Origin of the sequence: Pseudonocardia sp. N23, from assembly GCF_002583555.1 — a bacterium.
In the GTDB taxonomy this organism is placed as follows: domain Bacteria; phylum Actinomycetota; class Actinomycetes; order Mycobacteriales; family Pseudonocardiaceae; genus Pseudonocardia.
The window spans coordinates 159,154-175,307 of sequence record NZ_BEGX01000028.1 but is presented as its reverse complement, the minus strand read 5'-3'; the positions used below and the strand labels follow the sequence as shown (position 1 = coordinate 175,307).

Below are 16,154 nucleotides of genomic sequence, written 5' to 3'. Positions count from 1 at the left end.
CCGTCGCCGTCGCCGTCGCCGTCGCCGTCGCCGTCGCCGTCGCCGTCGCCGTCGACCAGGCGGTGGACCGTCGTCGCGTCGGCCGCCGCGGTGAGTGCCGTGGCATCGAGGCCGAGGGGGTCGGTCTCGGGTTCCGGCTCGGGCTCCTCGGCCGACCGGCCGAGGCCTGCGACGAACCGGGTCGCGCCGCTCGCACCCTCGGGCGACCAGGGGCCGTCGTCGGCGGGGCGGCGGGTCTGACGCGGCAGGACGGTGGTGTGCGGAGCCGCGCCGGCCCGGCGGGGCGCGGGCACGGCGGTCGTCGCGGAGGTTGCCGGGGCCCACGGGTCGTCGCCGGAGTCGTCGACCGGGTCGTTGATCGCGTCGGGTGCGAAGCCGTGGGCCGGGGTTCCGGTGCGCTGCACCGGGACCGGCGGCAGCGGCGGGCCGAACGCCAGCCGGCGGGCCTTGGCGAGCACCTCCGGCGCGACGGCGACGGTGCGGCTGGCCCCGGTCCCGGTCTCGGTGTGGTCCTGCACGTGTGGACGGGCGGGAGCGTCGGCGAGACGGTGCGCGCCCGAGCCGCGACGGCCCGGCCGGCGGGGTGCGTCGTGGACAGGTCGGCGAGGGCCGGGAATCGCGGGCAGCTCGAGGCCGAACGACAGGATGACGTCGGCGACCTGGCGGACGGGCACGGCGTCGGTGGTCGCGTCGGCCACGCGCTGGCTCATGGAGGCGTCCTCGCTGTCCCCCGCGCGACGCTGCCCGGCTCCACCCCTGATCTCGCGGGCACCCGGGGAGCGATCGGCGGGGCGGTGTGGACAGCCGATCGGGCGCGCCACCCGGTGACTACCCCGGGCGACGTCTCGGACCTTATAGCCACGATCGAGTGACGAACAGGAGGACGCACGCGTGTCGTCGACCATCGGTAGTGTGCGCACGGCGGCGCACGGGTGAAGATCGCGCGTCACGACCGGGTGATGTCGTGGGGCACGACGAACGGCGGAAGATCGCGCGACGAACGGCCCCGCACCGGTGACCCCGGCCCGGGACGCCTACGTCGACACCGGTCGCGAACCGGCACCGGTCGGTCGCGAGCCGGTGCCGTGCCGAGTGTGAGCCCGTGGCTCAGAGGCGGCGCGCGTTGTGGAACGGCATGTTGGCGATCTTCGAGATCTTGACCGGCTGGCCCGCCGTCGACGCGTGGACGATGTTGCCGTTGCCCACGTAGATGCCGACGTGGCTGACCGGGGAGTAGAAGAACACCAGGTCGCCGGGCTGGAGCTGGTCCTTGCTGACCGCGGTGCCCATCGTCGACTGCGCCGACGACGAGTGCGGCAGGCTCACGCCTGCCTGCTTGAAGGCCCACATGACGAGGCCGGAGCAGTCGTAGGCCGACGGCCCGGCGGCGCCCCAGACGTACGGCTTGCCCTGCTGGGTGAGCGCGGCACGCAGGGCGGTGGCGCCCTTGCCGCTGCCCGCGACGGCCGGCACGGACGCCCCGCCGCCGTTGCCCCCACCGGCGTCGGCGCCGCCGGCGTTGCCGGTGCGGTGCTGCGGCGCCCGGGCGGCGGCGATGATCTGGGTGGCGTCGGCGCGGTGCTTGTCGGCGGCCTCGGCGACCTTCTTGGCCGCGGAGTCGTAGTTGCCACCGAGCTGGACCGGCGGGACGACCTCGGCCGGCTTGGCCAGCTCGATGCGCTGCGTGGCCTGGTCGACGGTGGCGCTGAGGTCCGCGGCGCTGTCGTGGGCGTTGAAGCCGCCGGTGACGGCGACGACCGCGGCGGTGGCCCCGAGGACGGTGGCCGACGCGGCGGCGACCACACCCTGGTGCGGAACGCGGCCGAGCCGGGCGCGGCGGGCCTGCTCGACGGCGAAGGCCGCGGTGGCGCCGGCGAGCCCGGCGGGGGCGGCGGAGACGCGGCGGGCGCCGGTGCGGTCGGTGGCGATGGCGCGCAGGTCGGCGGCGGTCGGGGCGTCGTCGGCGTCGGTCGCAGGGTCCTGCTCGACGTCGGTCCGATCCGCGATCTCGTCGGCGGGGACGGTGCCGGTGGCGGTGACGTCGGTGGCGGTGACGTCGGTGGGGGTGGCGACGGTGAGCGGGGCGCGGTCGGAGGCGTCGAACAGTGCGCCGCCGACGAGCTCGGTGTCGCGCGTCGGGGGGAACTCGGCGAGCAGTGCGGCGACGCGGGCACGGACCTCGTCGGTCGTGCGGTCGGCCTGCAGAGCGTCGTCGGTGGTCTCGACGACCGGGGCGCTCCACCCGGTGGTGAACCAGTCGGGCCGGCGGCTCGCCTGGGTGGGGATCAGGGGGTGTGCGGCGTCGACATCGGTGCGCGGCAACGGCAGGGCACTGCCGTGGCGCGGACGGTCGGACGGGACCGACGGCAGTTCGACGCCGAACTCGGCGATCAGTTCGGCGGCGGGGCGAGCAGTACGGGTAGCGCCGGGTTTGTCGAGCAGAGCGACAGCACGGTGCGTAGCCATGTAGCGGTCCTTGCCGTCATACGGGCGAAGAGGATGGGGAGCGACCTCGTCCGTACCTGCCCCGGGAAGCGCGGGCACCTGGGGGAGTGTCGGCGGGCAGGTGGAGACGGCCGACCAGGCGCGTCGCTCGGCGTGTGCACCGAGCGGCTATACGAAAGTAACCACTCCGTGATGAGATCCGCAGCAACCACGCCGATGAGTGCGACGACCGGCAGTGACAGCACGTCAGCGCATGGGTGTACTGCGACGAGCGGTCACAGGTGTGCGTGGCGGCGCGACGAACGGTCGACTGACCGCTTGTGGTGCAGGATCATCCGCTCGTCGCGGTGTCGTCCCACCGGCCGGCGCGCTCGTAGAGCGGACGCAACGACTCGAGGTGCTGCCGCATGGCGGACTCCGCCTCGTCCGCCCGGCCCTTTGCGATGTGCTCCGCGATGGCGGCGTGGTCGGCGTCGACGGCGGCCCATTCCCCCTGGTCGACGGCGGCGCGGTCGAGGCTGGTGCGCAGCACGTCGGACACCGGCCGGCCCATGAGCGTGAACATGAGGTTCCCGGTGGCCATGAGGATCGTCGTGTGGAAGTCGAGGTGCGGCACGAAGCCGCTGGGGTCGCGCGGGTCGTGCGGCGCCCGTGCGGCGGTCCGGACCGCCTCGACGGTGCCGGGGTCGGCGCGTTGCGCGGCGAGCCGGGCCGCGGCGGGTTCGAGGAGCAGCCGGGCCTCGAGGAGGTCGGCGAGCCCGAGCCGCGGGGTGCGGACGAGGAGGCCGAGTGACTCGGCGAGCGCGGCGACGAGCCGTTGCGGATCGGGGGCGGCGACGAACGAGCCGCCCTGCACACCGCGCCGGGTCTCGACGAGGTGCTGGCTCGCCAGTGACCGCAGCGCCTCGCGCACGGTGCTGCGGCTGACCGCGAAGGACCGGCTCAGCTCGGCCTCGTTGGGCAGCCGTGCCCCGGCAGGGAGCAGTCCGCCGACGATCTGGGTGCGCAGCTCGTCGGCGACCTGCTGGTAGGCGGGCCGGTCGCGGCGGACCTGCAGCCGGGCGGCGCGAGCGGGGTCGTCGGCGGGCACGGCCGATGACCCTATCCGTCGCTGGTGAGCGGTTGACCGTCAAACGTCTGACGTTTTAGCGTGGCGGTGGTGTCGTACCGACGAGGAGGTGGGTCGCGATGAGGCCGTTGGAGGACGTCCGGATCGTCTCCCTCGAGCAGTACGGTGCAGGTCCCTTCGGCTCGATGCACCTCGCCGAGCTGGGCGCGGACATCGTCAAGATCGAGGACCCGAGTGTCGGGGGCGACGTCGGCCGGCACGTCCCGCCCTACGCCGAGGACGGCGGCTCGCTGTTCTTCGAGTCGTTCAACCGGGACAAGTCGTCGATCACCCTCGACATCCGCACCCCCGAGGGCCGCGAGGTGTTCCACGACCTGGTGCGTGGTGCCGACGCCGTCTACTCCAACCTGCGCGGCGACGTGCCCGCGAAGCTCGGCATCCGCTACGCCGACCTGGTAGAGGTCAACCCGCGCATCGTGTGCTGCTCGCTGACCGGCTTCGGGATGACCGGGCCGCGGTCGCGCGAGCCGGGCTACGACTACGTCCTGCAGGCCCTCGGCGGCTGGATGTCGCTGACCGGTGAGCCGGGCGGGCCGCCGCAGAAGACGGGACTCTCACTCGTCGACTACTCGGGCGGGTACGTCGCGGCCATCTCGCTCCTCGCGGGCATCCACGCGGCGCGCCGCGACGGCGTCGGCACCGACTGCGACGTCAGCCTCTACGACACGGCCGTCAGCCTGCTGACGTACCCGGCGACCTGGCACATGACCGCGGGGTTCGAGCCCGTCCGCACCCGGCACTCCGCACACCCGTCGCTCATCCCGTTCCAGGCCTTCGAGGCCTCCGACGGCTGGCTCGTGGTCGGCTGCGCGAAGGAGAAGTTCTGGCAGCGGCTCACCGTCGTCATCGGTCGTCCGGAGCTTGCCGGCGACCCGCGGTTCGCGACGTTCGCCGACCGGGCCCGGCACCGCGACGTGATCATCCCGCTGCTGGAGGAGATCTTCGCCGGCCGGACCGCCGCGGAGTGGCTGGTCGACCTCTACGCGGCGTCGATCCCGTGCGCACCGATCAACGAGGTCGACGACGCGCTGACCGACCCGCACACCCTCGAACGCGACCTGATCGCCGAGACCGAGCACCCGCGCTACGGGACGGTCCGGACGCTGCGGTCCGCGGTGCGGGTCGGCCCGCCCGGCGACGACCGCGCCCCGACCCGCGCGGCCCCGGCGATGGGCGAGCACACCGGGTCCGTCCTGCGCGGCCTCGGCTACGACGACGACCGGATCGCCGCCCTGCGGCGATCGGGAGCGCTCGGTTCTCGGACGGACGTGGGGAAGGACTGACATGGACTTCGGGCTCAACGACGAGCAGCGGCTGTTCCGGCAGACGTTGCGCGACTTCGTCGACCGGGAGATCGTGCCGGTCGCGCGCGAGTGGGAGCGGGAGGGCCGCTACCCGACGGAGATCGTCGCCGGGATGCGCGAGCTGGGCCTGTTCGGTCTGGTGATCCCGGAGGAGTACGGCGGCCTCGGCGCCGACAACGTCAGCTTCGCGCTGACGTTCGAGGAGATCTCGCGCGGCTGGATGGGCATCGCGGGCATCCTCGGCAGCCACTCCGTCTCCAGCTGGATGCTCGCCCACCACGGCACCGAGGAGCAGAAGCGGAAGTACCTGCCCGAGCTCGCGACCGGTGAGCGGCGGACCGGTATCGCGCTCACCGAGCCCGGCGCGGGCACGGACCTGCAGGGCATCACGACCGTCGCCAAGAAGGACGGTGACTCCTACATCGTCAACGGCACCAAGATGTGGATCACCAACGCGCGCTACGCGGACCCGCTTCCGGTACTGGTCAAGACCGACCCGTCGGCGACGCCCGCCCACAAGGGCATGTCGATCCTGCTGGTGGAGGCCGACTCCGAGGGCTTCGAGGTCACCGCCGACATCGGCAAGCTCGGCTACAAGGGCACCGAGTCGTGCGAGGTCGTCCTCACCGACGTCCGCGTCCCCGAGTCCCAGCTGCTCGGCGGCGTCGAGGGGCGCGGGCTGCAGCAGGCGTTGTCCGCGTTGGAGACCGGCCGGATCAACATCGCGGCGCGCAGCGTCGGAGTCGCCCAGCGGGCCTACGACGAGGCGTTGAACTACGCCCGCGAGCGCACCGCGTTCGGCGGCCCGATCGGCGACTTCCAGGCCGTCCAGCTGCGGTTGGCGGAGATGGCGGTCAAGCTCCAGTCCGCCCGGTTGATGACGTACTGGGCCGCGTCGCGGATGGACGAGGGCGTCCGCATGGACACCGAGTCGGGGATGGCCAAGATCGCCGCGTCGGAGGCCGCGATGGAGCTGGCCGCCGACTCGATGCGCATCCACGGCGGCTACGGCTACTCCACCGAGTTCGAGGTCGAGCGGCTCTACCGCGACGCCCCGCTGATGTCGATCGGCGAGGGCACCAACGACGTGCTGCGCACCGTCGTCGCCAAGTCGTTGCTGTCGGGCAAGGCCGTGATCAGGTGAGCCTGCCGGACATCGTCGCGCTGGCAGCGCTCGCCGAGCGCCTGGGCTACCACCTCGACGACGCGCAGATCGCCGACGTGCGCGCTGCCGTCGAGGCCGGCGAGCCCGCCGCGGCCCGGTTGCGCGCCGACGCCCCGCTCGACGACGGCTGGCCGATGGACCCCGCACACGGCGACGCGTGGCTGCGCGGCCGATGAGCTCTGATGATGTCCACGACCTGCTCGACGCCTTCCGCGGGGGCGCCGACCCACGGGAGACGGTCGCGGACTCGCTCGCGCGTCTGAAAGAGGTCCACGAGGCCCTGAACTGCACCATCGCCTTCCTCGACGACCGCGCCACCGCCGCCGCGGCCGACTCCGCGCGCCGCTGGGCCGACGGCACCGCCCGTCCGCTGGAGGGCGTGCCGTTCGCGGTGAAGGACGTCATCGACGTCGAGGGTGTGCCGACGACCGGCGGCTCCTGGGTCTCCTCCGACGCGCCCGCCGTCCGCAGCGCCGAGGTCGTGCGCCGGCTGGAGTCGGCGGGCGCGATCGCGATCAGCAAGGACGCGACGACGGAGTTCGCCGTCGGCGGCCCCAACCCGCCGCGCTTCGGCGCCACCCGCAACCCGTGGGACCCGCGGCGCTGGGCGGGCGGCTCGTCGATGGGCACGGCGGCGGCCGTCGCGGCGCGGGCGGTGCCGTTCGGGCTGGGGACAGACGTCGGCGGCTCGGTCCGGCTGCCGTCGGCGTGGTGCGGGCTCACCGGCCTCAAGCCGACGATGGGCGCGATCCCGCGGACCGGCGTCCTGCCGCTGTCGTGGACCGTCGAGACGGTCGGGCCGTTGTGCCGCAGCGCCCGCGACGCGGAACTGCTGTTCGGGCTGCTGCGCGGGCCCGACGGCGTCGACCCGCGCGCCGGTGAGCTGCCACCGTTCATGCCGGAGCTCGGCGACGACCTGCGCGGCATCAGGGTCGCCGTCGTCGGCGGCTACCTCACCGAGATGTGCGACGCCGCGGTTCGCGCGGGCATCGACGCGCTGGTCGCGTCCCTCGCCGACGCGGGTGCGGAGATCGTCGAGGCCACGATCCCGTCGGCGTCGGAGGTGCTCGCGATCGGCTATCGGATCGTGTTCGCCGAGGCTGCGAGCGTGCACCGGGTCAACGCCGACCGTTGGTCGGAGTACGACCCCGTGCTGGTCTCGCGCATCTCCCAGGGCATCGCGATCCCGGCCGTCGACTACCTGCTGGCCCAGCAGTTCCGGGTGCGGCTGCAGCGCGAGCTCGACGACGTCTTCGCCGGCGCGGACCTGATCGTCGTCCCGACGTGCCCGTCGACCGCGCCGCGGCTGCCCGACGGGACGGTCGTCGTCGACGGGGAGGAGTTCCCGCTCTACGCGGCCCAGTCGCGCTCGACGATGCTCGGCAACCTCACGGGGGCGCCGGGCCTCGCGCTGCCCACGGGGTTCGCCCCCGACGGCCTGCCGGTGTCCGCGCAGCTCATGGCCCCGCCGCACGGCGAAGCGGTCGCGTTGCGCGCGGCCCGGGTCTTCCAGCAACAGACGGCGCACCACCTCGCCGTCCCTTCCGTCCGCAAATTGTCCGACGTATCGTCGGGCGTGAGCGGCACCACACCCGACTGACGCGAGAAATCGACTCGGAGGTACTGCTGTGAGCATCGAGAGCCCGGTCCGCACGACGATGTCCGGACGGGTCGCGGAGTTCGGCGCAGCGTTGGAGTACGCCGACATCCCGGCCGAGGTCCTCGACCGTGCCCGTCATCTCGTCCTCGACGCCGTGGGTCTCGCGTTCGCGTCGACGGCCTACGGATATCCCGCCGTCGCCCGCGACGCGCTGTCCGCGCTGACCAGGGGCGACCATCCCGTCATCGGCATGCCCGACCGCCTCGACCCGCGTGACGCCGCGGTCCTCAACGGTGTGCTCATCCACGGCCTGGACTTCGACGACACCCACATCCCGGCCGTCACCCACGTGACGGCGGCCGCCCTGCCCGCGGCGCTCTCCGCGGCGACGACAGCCGGCGCGACCACCCGGGACCTGCTCACCGCGTACGTGCTGGCCGTCGAGGTCTCGGCGCGGGTGGGGATGGGCGGATCCCCCGGGTTCCACGACGTCGGCTACCACCCCACCGGCGTTGCGGGCGCGTTCGGCGCCGCCGTCGCCGCGGGCAAGCTCGCGGGCCTCGACGCAGACGGGCTCGTCGCCGCGCAGGGCACCGTCGGCTCCATGGCCGCGGGGATCATGGAGTTCCTGCAGGACGGGTCGTGGACCAAGCGTCAGCACCCGGGCTGGGCCGCGATGTGCGGGCTCACCGCGGCGAGCTTCGCCCGCTTCGGCTGGGTCGGCCCGCCTGCGGTCTACGAGGGCCGGTTCGGCCTCTACAACACCCACCTGGCCGGACGCGACACCGATCCGGGCGCCGTCGCCGAGGGACTCGGCACCACGTGGGAGCTGATGCGCACCGCGGTCAAGCCCTACCCGATCTGCCACTTCATCCACGCCTTCGCCGACGCGGTGCTGGACCTGCGCGCGGAGCACGACCTGGCGACGGGCGACATCGCCGCGATCCGCTGCCGCATCCATCCCGTGCCGGGCAAGGTCGTCTGCGAGCCGCCCGAGGCGAAGTGGGAGCCCCGCAGCGACTACGACGCCAAGTTCAGCCTCCCGTTCGTCGTGTCCGCGGCGCTCGCACGCGGGCGTTTCGGGCTGGCCGAGCTGGCCGACGAGGTGTTGGCCGACCGGGAGATCCTCGACCTCGCCCGCAAGGTCACCGTCACCCCCGACGACGAGAGCGCATTCCCGCGCGCCTACTCCGGCTACGTCGAGATCGAGCTCGCCGACGGCCGCGTGCTGACCCGTCGCGAGCAGGTGAACCGGGGCCACGACGAGCGCCCGCTCTCCAACGACGAGATCGCCGCCAAGTTCGCCGAGTCGATGGCGCTGGTCGTCGACTCCGCTGTGGCGGATCGGGTCCGCGAGGCGGTTCTCGGGCTCGGGGACGACACGCCCGCCCGCGACTTCGCGGAGGCGCTCCGTGGCTGACGGCTGCTCCGCGGGCATCTTCCTCACCCACCAGCGACCGGCGGGCCAGGACGCGCGGGCCACCCTGGACGACCAGCTGACGCTGGTCCGGGCGGCCCGCGACCTCGGCTACGACTCCGTCTTCGCGGGCCAGCACCATCTCGCGGAGTCGTTGGCGCACATCCAGCCGCTGCCCTGGCTGGCCCGGCTCGCCGCCGAGGCCGGGGACATGCGCGTCGGCATCGGGATCCACCTGCTCGCCCTGCACAACCCCGTCGACACCGCCGAGAACTACGCGAGCCTCGACATCGTCTGCGGCGGGAAGCTGATCTTCGGTGTGGGCCTGGGCTACCGCGACCTCGAGTACGACGCGTTCGGCATCGGGAAGACCGGCCGGGTCCACCGGTTCGAGGAGAACCTGCGGATCGTCGAGGCGCTGTGGGCGGGCGAGGAGGTCCACGCCGACCTGCCGTGGTGCCGCCTCGACGGCGTCCGAGCCACCATGCTGCCCCTCGGGAAGCCCCCGATCTGGATGGCCGCCAACAGCGACAAGGCCGTCCGCCGCGCCGCCCGGCTCTCCGACACCTGGATGATCAACCCGCACGCCACGGCGACGACCGTCCGTCGGCAGCTGGAGATCTTCGGCGACGAACGCGCGGCGGCCGACCGCGGACCCGTCACCGAGCTGCCCCTGATGCGCGAGGTCTTCTGCGCCCCGACCAGGGAGAAGGCCGTCGAGCTGGCCGGCCCGCACCTCGCCGCGAAGTACGCCGTCTACGCGGACTGGGGCCAGGACAAGGTCATGCCCGACAAGGAGTCCTTCCGCACCGCCTACGACGAGCTGTCGTCGGACCGGTTCGTGATCGGCACCCCGCAGGACTGTCTCGACGCGCTGCTCCCGTGGCGTGAGCTGGGCGTCGACCACTTCCTGTTCCGGACCGACTGGGCCGGGATGCCGATGCAGGACGCGCTCGGCTCGATCGAACTGCTCGCCAAGGAAGTCGTCCCCGCACTGCGCGAATCGAGGAAAGGCAGCTGACATGGACTTCGGTGTCTTCATCCCGATCGGCAACAACGGCTGGCTGATCTCGGAGAACGCCCCTCAGTACATGCCGACGTTCGACCTCAACAAGCGCGTCGTGCAGGAGGCCGAACGGCAGGGCTTCGCGTTCGCGCTGTCGATGATCAAGCTGCGCGGCTTCGGCGGGAAGACCGAGTTCTGGGACCACAACCTGGAGTCGTTCACGCTGATGGCGGGCCTGGCGGCCGTCACCGACCGGATCAAGCTCTACGCCTCCACGGCGGTACTCACCCTGCCGCCGGCGCTGGTGGCCCGGATGGCGTCGACGATCGACTCCATCGCCCCCGGCCGGTTCGGCATCAACATCGTCTCGGGCTGGGCGTCGGGGGAGTACGAGCAGATGGGCCTGTGGCCCGGCGACGAGTACTTCGGTCACCGCTACGACTACTCGACCGAGTACGTGAAGGTGCTGCGCGACCTGTGGGAGACGGGCCGCTGCGACCTCGACGGCGAGTACTTCACGATGACCGACTGCGTGCTCTCGCCGCGCCCGTCCGCCCACGTCGACATCGTGTGCGCGGGCCAGTCCGAGCGCGGCATGCGGTTCTGCGCCGAGCACGGCGACTACAACTTCATCCTCAACCCCGGCGTCAACGACCCCGAGACCTACCGCGAGCCCACCCAGCGCCTCGCCCGGTTCGCCGAGGAGGCGGGCCGCGACGTCGGTTCCCTGCCGCTGTTCATGGCGATCATGGCCGACACCGACGAGGAGGCCCAGGCCAAGTGGGCCTCCTACATCGCGGGCGCCGACGCCGCCGCGCTCGGCTACATGTCCGACGAGGGCGGCAAGGACGTCTCCGCCGACGGCTCCGGCACCGCCCGGACGATCACGCTGCCCGAGGGCGCGATCAACTTCAACATGGCGACGCTCGTCGGCTCGCACGAGACGGTCGCGCGCCAGATCGACCAGGTCGCCGGGATGGAGGGCGTCAAGGGAATGATGTTCACCTTCGACGACTTCGAGCAGGGCGTGCACGACTTCGGGGAGAAGGTCATGCCCCTGCTGGGCTGAGGCCCGCTGATCCGAACGAACGGCACAGTGCTGCAACTCAGTCGCGCGACTGGGCCGTTCGTTCGCGTTCGGGGCGGGCGACACGTGCAGGAACGGCATCTTCCTGCAGCCCGGTTGCGGGAAAGTGCCGATCCTGCAACGACGTGGGTGGCGCACAGGCACAGCCGTAGCGGATCGTGCGCATCCGGGTGCACTGTGATCACGTGAGCGACGTCGCCGAACGCCCGACACGTCCGGAACGGACCTTCTTCGGGCAACCTCGCACCCTGGCCAGCCTGTTCGGCGTTGAGATGTGGGAACGGTTCTCGTTCTACGGGATGCAGGGCATCCTCCTCATCTACCTGTACTACTCCGTCGCGGAGGGCGGCCTCGGCGTCGACCGGGGCGTCGCGGCCGGCATCGTCGGCGCCTACGGCGGTCTGGTCTACCTGTCGACGATCCTCGGCGCCTGGATCGCGGACAGGGTCGCCGGCCCGGAGCGGGTGCTGTTCTACGCCGCGGTCGTCGTCATGCTCGGGCACATCGCGCTGTCGGCGCTGCCCGGCCTGCTGGGAGTGGGCGTCGGTCTGGTGCTGATCGCCGTCGGCAGTGGTGGGGTCAAGGCGACGGCGACCAGCCTCGTCGGCACCCTCTACGAGACCGACGACCCACGTCGCGACGCCGGGTTCTCGCTCTTCTACCTCGGCATCAACCTGGGCGCGCTGGTCGGGCCGCTGCTCACCGGGCTGCTGCAGGACACCGCCGGGTTCCACTGGGGCTTCGGCCTGGCGGCGGTCGGCATGGCGCTGGGCCTGGTCCAGTACGCCTTCGGCCGCCGGCACCTGCCCGACTCGGCGCGTGAGGTGCCGTCGCCGCTGTCCGCGCGGGAACGGACGATCGCGATCGCCGCGGCCGTCGCGGTGGCCGTCGTCATCGTGGTGCTGGCGCTGACCGGTGCGCTTGCGGCCGACCGGCTGGACCTCATCGTCATCGGCGTGACGATCGTGGCCGCGATCGCCTACTTCGCCCTGCTGCTCACCAGCCGCAAGGTGAACCAGGTCGAGCGCAAGCGGGTACTGGCGTTCATCCCGCTGTTCATCGCGAGCGCCGCGTTCTGGTCGCTGTACCAGCAGCAGTTCACGGTGCTGACGATCTACTCCGACACCCGGCTCAACCGCAACCTGTTCGGCTGGGAGATGCCGGTGGCGTGGGTGCAGTCGATCAACCCCGTCTTCATCATCATCCTGTCCGGCGTGTTCACCGTCGTCTGGACGAAGCTGGGCAACCGGGCGCCGTCGACACCCGTCAAGTTCGCCCTCGGCGTCGCGATCGTCGGCGTGGGGTTCCTGCTGTTCCTGCCGATGGCGGGCGGCGGGCCGAACAGCGCGCCGCTGCTGGGCATCGTCGGCATCCTGTTCGTGTTCACGATCGGCGAGCTGCTGCTCTCGCCCGTCGGGCTGTCGGTGTCGACGAAGCTCGCCCCCGAGTCGTACCGGACGCAGATGGTGGCGCTGTTCTTCCTGTCCATCGCGCTGGGAACGGCCCTGTCGGGCACGCTGGCCGGGTACTACAACGCCGACGACGAGGTCCCGTACTTCGGCATACTCGGTGCTGTCGCGATCGGTGTGGGCCTGCTGCTGCTGGCGGTCACCCCGCTCGTCCGTCGCCTCATGAGCGGCGTCCGATAGGGAATACTCGGTGTGGGATGTCCGGCTAGCGGAAGGTGGATCGGTTCGTGAGTGTGAGTCTTGCCAAGGGTGGAAACGTCAGCCTCTCCAAGGAGGCTCCTGGCCTGACGGCCGTGCTGATCGGCCTCGGCTGGGACGCCCGGGTGACCACCGGACACGACTTCGACCTCGACGCGTCCGCGCTGGCCTGTGGCGCGTCCGGGCGCGTGCTGTCCGACGATCACTTCGTGTTCTTCAACAACCTCACGAGCCCCGACGGCACGATCGAGCACACCGGCGACAACCTCACAGGTGACGGCGACGGCGACGACGAGGCGATCAAGATCGACCTGTCGAAGATGGCCGACGACGTGTCCAAGATCGTGTTCCCCGTCAGCATCTACGACGCCGACGCCCGCCTGCAGAACTTCGGCCAGGTCTCGAACGCGTTCATCCGTGTGGTGAACCAGGAGAACGGCGTCGAGATCGCCCGTTACGACCTCACCGAGGACGCCTCCACCGAGACCGCGATGATCTTCGGCGAGGTCTACCGGCACAACGGCGACTGGAAGTTCCGTGCCGTCGGTCAGGGCTACGCGTCCGGGCTGGCGGGGATCGCGCGGGACTACGGCGTCAACGTGGGCTGACCCGGCGTGCGGCGAGGGGACCCGGGATGGTGCTGAGACGGATCTTCGGTGGCGGGCGTGAGCCGGAACCGACGCCGCCCGCCGACCCCCGTCGTCAGCTGGAGGACGCCGTCGCCCGCCGCGCCGACGAGTACGCCGCGGCGCGGCTGGGGATGGCCGAGGTGGCCACGGGCCGTCGCCGCCTCGAGCTGCTGGTGGCCCGCTACCGCAGTGAGATCACCGACCTCGACGACGCCGCCCGTGAGCAGCTGCGCGCCGGCCGTGAGGACGAGGCCCGGCGGCTGCTGGTGCGCCAGGCCGGGCTGGCCGAGCAGATCGAGGGCCTCACCGCGCACCGGGACCAGATCGCGAACCAGCTCGTCCAGATGCGGGAGATGACGGCCCGGCTGCGCGACGACCTCGACCGGATGGAGGCCGAGAAGGCCACGGTGCTGGCGACGCTGTCGGCAGCCGAGGCACAGGAACGTGCGGCGGCCGTCCTCGCCGCCACCCCGGGTGTCGACGACGACCCGGCTGCCCTGCTCGCCCGCACCCGCGAGGAGGCGGAAGCGCTGTCGTACCGGGCGGGTGCCGACGCCGAGGTCGCCGCAGCCTCGGCCCGCGGGCGCGGGGCGGCGACGCCGGGTGCACCGCCCGACTCGGTCGAACGCCGGCTCGGGGAGATGCGCGGCGAGGGCTGAGCGTCGAGGACCGGCTCAGCCCGTTGCTATCCGCTCCCGGACGCGGGTGACCGTGGCCTGCGCGTCGCGGGTCACCGCGTCGAGCTCCTGCAGGTAGGACCAGTAGTCGGGGTGGGTGGCGTCGAGCAGCTGCGGCGCGCGGTCGAGCCGGCCGGCGAGCGCGTCGAGCGTCGGGATCTCGGTCGCGACGCGCGGCCCGGTGGCCACGACGAGCCGCTGCGCGTCACGCAGGGTGAACCGCGCCTTGTCGAGGCGGCCCTTCGGGTCGGCGCGGACCTCGTCGAGCATCCGCAGCCGGTCGGCGACGGCGCTGAGGACCTTCTCGGCGTCGTCGAGCGAGCTCCGCGCGGTGTCGACCTCGCGGGTCGCGCGGGCCCAGTCGTCGGCACCCATCGCGGTCTCCGCGGTGGCGAGCGCACGGCGGCCGGTGGTCAGGGCTCCGGCGACGTCGTCGCCCGCTCGTTCCAGCCCGGCCGAGCACGCGAGCGAGTAGCTGCGCCGGAGGTTGGACAGCTTGTCGGGCAACGACTCCGCGCGTCCCTCGATGCCCGCCGCCCGGGTCGCCAGCGACCGCACCCGCTTGGGCAGGTCGGTGCGCACCCGCTCGGCGCGCTCCGCCGCACCGACGACCTCGCGCGCCGCGGTCTCGGCCGCACCCCACGCCGAGACGGCCGCGGGACCGATGCCGGCGGCCCCGGCGGCAGCGACCTGGTCGCGGACCGTGCCGAGCGCGACGTCGAGCTCCGCGGGGGCCAGACCCGCCGCGCGGGCCCGCTCGACGGCGGCTGACGCCTCGTCGACGGCGACGAACGCCGCCCGCGCGGCGACGTCGCGCTTCCCGGCCACCGCGGCCAGCCTGGAGACGGCGTCCTCGTTGCGTTCGCGGTAGCGCCGCGCCATCGGGGTGGCGCGTTCCAGCGAGGCCCGCACCGTCGTGAAGTCCCGGGCGGCCGCGGCCAGCGCCGCGTGGTTGGCCTGTGGGTCGCGGATCGCCGTCTGGTGCGTGTCGACCGCGGTGATCCAGTCGACGACCGCGGCGTTCGCGGACCTGCACGAGGAGTCGACGTCGGCGCGGATCGCGGCCTCGCGGCGGGGTTCCAGCGCGACCAGCGCGTCGGCGGCCTCCCAGGCCGACAGCTCGGCCTCGTCGAGGGCGAGGAATGCGTCGGCGGCAGCGCGGTAGGCCGAGTCGGCGGCGTCGCGCACCGATCCGGCCGCTGCCCGCGTCATCGATGCCCCCTCCCGTCCGTACCTGATCAGCTTAGGTGCGTCAGCCGACGACCAGCAGGACCGTCGCGACCGTCGACGTCACCGCGCGCACGTGGTTCCACCGCGTCCAGCGCCCGGCGGGCGCTCCCACACCGCGGCGATGTCGGCGCCGTCCGTCCCCAGGGTCACGTCACCATCCTGCCCGAGAAGCTGGGATGGCCCGCGGTCTCAGAATGATCCATCCGCTGGCCGCGGCGGCCCCGGTGCACGACACTGTGCGATCCGGGCGCCGACGACCGGTCCGGCGCCTCCCACCGGGGGTGACCATGCGTGCGATGCGGGTACTGCGACTGGTGGTGCACGCGCCGAGCAGACAGCCGGTGCTGCTGCTCGGGGAGGTCGACGGCGACCGCTGCGTCCCGGTGTTCCTCCGCGGGCCGCAGGCGGAGGTCATCGCGTTCGGCGTCCGCAGCGATGCCCAGCCGCCGCTGACCCAGGACATGATCGTGCCGATCGTCGAGGGGCTGGGGCGGCGGATCGAGGGCGTCGAGATCACGGAGCTCTCCAGCGGCACCTTCAGCGCCGACGTCGTGTTCGACGGCGACACCCGGGTCCCGGCCCGGCCGAGCGACGCGCTGTCGCTCGCCGTGCGGGACTCGTTGCCGATCGGGATGGCCGAGGCGATCCTCGACGAGGTCGGCCAGCCGATCTCCGCTCTCTTCCCCGACGGCGGTGACTCGCCCCCGGAGGAGCAGATCCAGGAGTTCCGTGAGTTCATCGACGACGTCTCCCCGGAGGACTTCAAGGAGTGACCGTGTGAGTAGCCCGACCCTGTGT

The 16,154-nt window shown here is 72.5% G+C and carries 15 protein-coding genes; 11 read left to right on the top strand and 4 right to left on the bottom strand.

Going from position 1 to position 16,154, the window contains the following annotated elements; translation table 11 throughout:
• From TOK_RS32485 to TOK_RS08895, 3 genes are all read right to left on the bottom strand, one after another.
• Positions 1-710 (bottom strand): hypothetical protein (locus tag TOK_RS32485; protein WP_216361907.1); only part of this gene is annotated, 710 nt, incomplete at its 3' end.
• 397 nt (positions 711-1,107) lie between these two features.
• Complete coding sequence (locus TOK_RS08900) at positions 1,108-2,466, bottom strand: NlpC/P60 family protein (RefSeq protein ID WP_098957320.1); 1,359 nt, start codon at positions 2,464-2,466, stop codon at positions 1,108-1,110.
• Between the two features lie 310 nt (positions 2,467-2,776).
• Positions 2,777-3,535 (bottom strand): FadR/GntR family transcriptional regulator, encoded by a 759-nt coding sequence (locus tag TOK_RS08895; RefSeq protein WP_098957319.1) that lies wholly within the window; start codon positions 3,533-3,535, stop codon positions 2,777-2,779.
• 98 nt (positions 3,536-3,633) lie between these two features.
• On the opposite strand from TOK_RS08895, the gene TOK_RS08890 reads away from it, so the two are divergent.
• The 10 genes from TOK_RS08890 to TOK_RS08845 all read left to right on the top strand — a co-directional run bounded on the left by TOK_RS08890 (position 3,634) and on the right by TOK_RS08845 (position 14,108).
• Positions 3,634-4,857 carry a CaiB/BaiF CoA-transferase family protein gene (locus tag TOK_RS08890; protein WP_098957318.1) on the top strand — a complete coding sequence of 408 codons (1,224 nt, stop codon included), beginning with the start codon at positions 3,634-3,636 and terminating at the stop codon, positions 4,855-4,857.
• Between the two features lies 1 nt (position 4,858).
• Positions 4,859-6,022 carry an acyl-CoA dehydrogenase family protein gene (locus TOK_RS08885; protein ID WP_098957317.1) on the top strand — a complete coding sequence of 388 codons (1,164 nt, stop codon included), beginning with the start codon at positions 4,859-4,861 and terminating at the stop codon, positions 6,020-6,022.
• The gene (locus tag TOK_RS08880; RefSeq protein WP_098957316.1) at positions 6,019-6,219 is read left to right on the top strand and encodes a hypothetical protein; all 201 of its coding nucleotides are present in this window, start codon (positions 6,019-6,021) and stop codon (positions 6,217-6,219) included. The genes TOK_RS08885 and TOK_RS08880 overlap by 4 nt, the downstream gene beginning before the upstream one ends.
• Positions 6,216-7,643 carry an amidase gene (locus TOK_RS08875; protein ID WP_098957380.1) on the top strand — a complete coding sequence of 476 codons (1,428 nt, stop codon included), beginning with the start codon at positions 6,216-6,218 and terminating at the stop codon, positions 7,641-7,643. Before TOK_RS08880 ends, TOK_RS08875 begins: the two co-directional genes overlap by 4 nt.
• Before the next feature lie 28 nt (positions 7,644-7,671).
• Complete coding sequence (locus tag TOK_RS08870; RefSeq protein WP_098957315.1) at positions 7,672-9,063, top strand: MmgE/PrpD family protein; 1,392 nt, start codon at positions 7,672-7,674, stop codon at positions 9,061-9,063.
• Positions 9,056-10,081 carry an LLM class flavin-dependent oxidoreductase gene (locus TOK_RS08865; protein WP_098957314.1) on the top strand — a complete coding sequence of 342 codons (1,026 nt, stop codon included), beginning with the start codon at positions 9,056-9,058 and terminating at the stop codon, positions 10,079-10,081. The genes TOK_RS08870 and TOK_RS08865 overlap by 8 nt, the downstream gene beginning before the upstream one ends.
• Position 10,082: 1 nt before the next feature.
• Complete coding sequence (gene rutA / locus TOK_RS08860; RefSeq protein ID WP_098957313.1) at positions 10,083-11,135, top strand: pyrimidine utilization protein A; 1,053 nt, start codon at positions 10,083-10,085, stop codon at positions 11,133-11,135.
• A gap of 203 nt (positions 11,136-11,338) precedes the next feature.
• Positions 11,339-12,802, top strand: a complete 1,464-nt coding sequence (locus TOK_RS08855; protein ID WP_256387967.1) for a peptide MFS transporter — start codon at positions 11,339-11,341, stop codon at positions 12,800-12,802.
• 47 nt (positions 12,803-12,849) lie between these two features.
• Entirely contained in the window at positions 12,850-13,428 is a 579-nt protein-coding gene (locus tag TOK_RS08850) for a TerD family protein (RefSeq protein WP_098957378.1), read from the top strand.
• 26 nt (positions 13,429-13,454) lie between these two features.
• Positions 13,455-14,108 (top strand): PspA/IM30 family protein, encoded by a 654-nt coding sequence (locus TOK_RS08845; RefSeq protein WP_098957312.1) that lies wholly within the window; start codon positions 13,455-13,457, stop codon positions 14,106-14,108.
• A gap of 15 nt (positions 14,109-14,123) precedes the next feature.
• Here TOK_RS08845 and TOK_RS08840 read toward each other — a convergent pair whose 3' ends face one another.
• On the bottom strand, positions 14,124-15,338 hold the full coding sequence (locus TOK_RS08840) for a hypothetical protein (protein WP_141566322.1): 1,215 nt from the start codon (positions 15,336-15,338) through the stop codon (positions 14,124-14,126).
• Positions 15,339-15,652: 314 nt separating this feature from the next.
• Here TOK_RS08840 and TOK_RS08835 point away from each other — a divergent pair, with 314 nt between their 5' ends.
• Positions 15,653-16,129, top strand: a complete 477-nt coding sequence (locus TOK_RS08835) for a bifunctional nuclease family protein (RefSeq protein ID WP_253258264.1) — start codon at positions 15,653-15,655, stop codon at positions 16,127-16,129.
• Positions 16,130-16,154 lie beyond the last annotated feature (25 nt).

What these genes read in the sequence shown, in the direction of transcription:
- TOK_RS08900 (WP_098957320.1), bottom strand. Translation starts at nt 2,466, where the DNA reads ATGGCTACGCACCGTGCTGTCGCTCTGCTCGACAAACCCGGCGCTACC.
- TOK_RS08890 (WP_098957318.1), top strand. Translation starts at nt 3,634, where the DNA reads ATGAGGCCGTTGGAGGACGTCCGGATCGTCTCCCTCGAGCAGTACGGT.
- TOK_RS08885 (WP_098957317.1), top strand. Translation starts at nt 4,859, where the DNA reads ATGGACTTCGGGCTCAACGACGAGCAGCGGCTGTTCCGGCAGACGTTG.
- TOK_RS08875 (WP_098957380.1), top strand. Translation starts at nt 6,216, where the DNA reads ATGAGCTCTGATGATGTCCACGACCTGCTCGACGCCTTCCGCGGGGGC.
- rutA (WP_098957313.1), top strand. Translation starts at nt 10,083, where the DNA reads ATGGACTTCGGTGTCTTCATCCCGATCGGCAACAACGGCTGGCTGATC.
- TOK_RS08845 (WP_098957312.1), top strand. Translation starts at nt 13,455, where the DNA reads ATGGTGCTGAGACGGATCTTCGGTGGCGGGCGTGAGCCGGAACCGACG.
- TOK_RS08840 (WP_141566322.1), bottom strand. Translation starts at nt 15,338, where the DNA reads ATGACGCGGGCAGCGGCCGGATCGGTGCGCGACGCCGCCGACTCGGCC.
- TOK_RS08835 (WP_253258264.1), top strand. Translation starts at nt 15,653, where the DNA reads ATGCGGGTACTGCGACTGGTGGTGCACGCGCCGAGCAGACAGCCGGTG.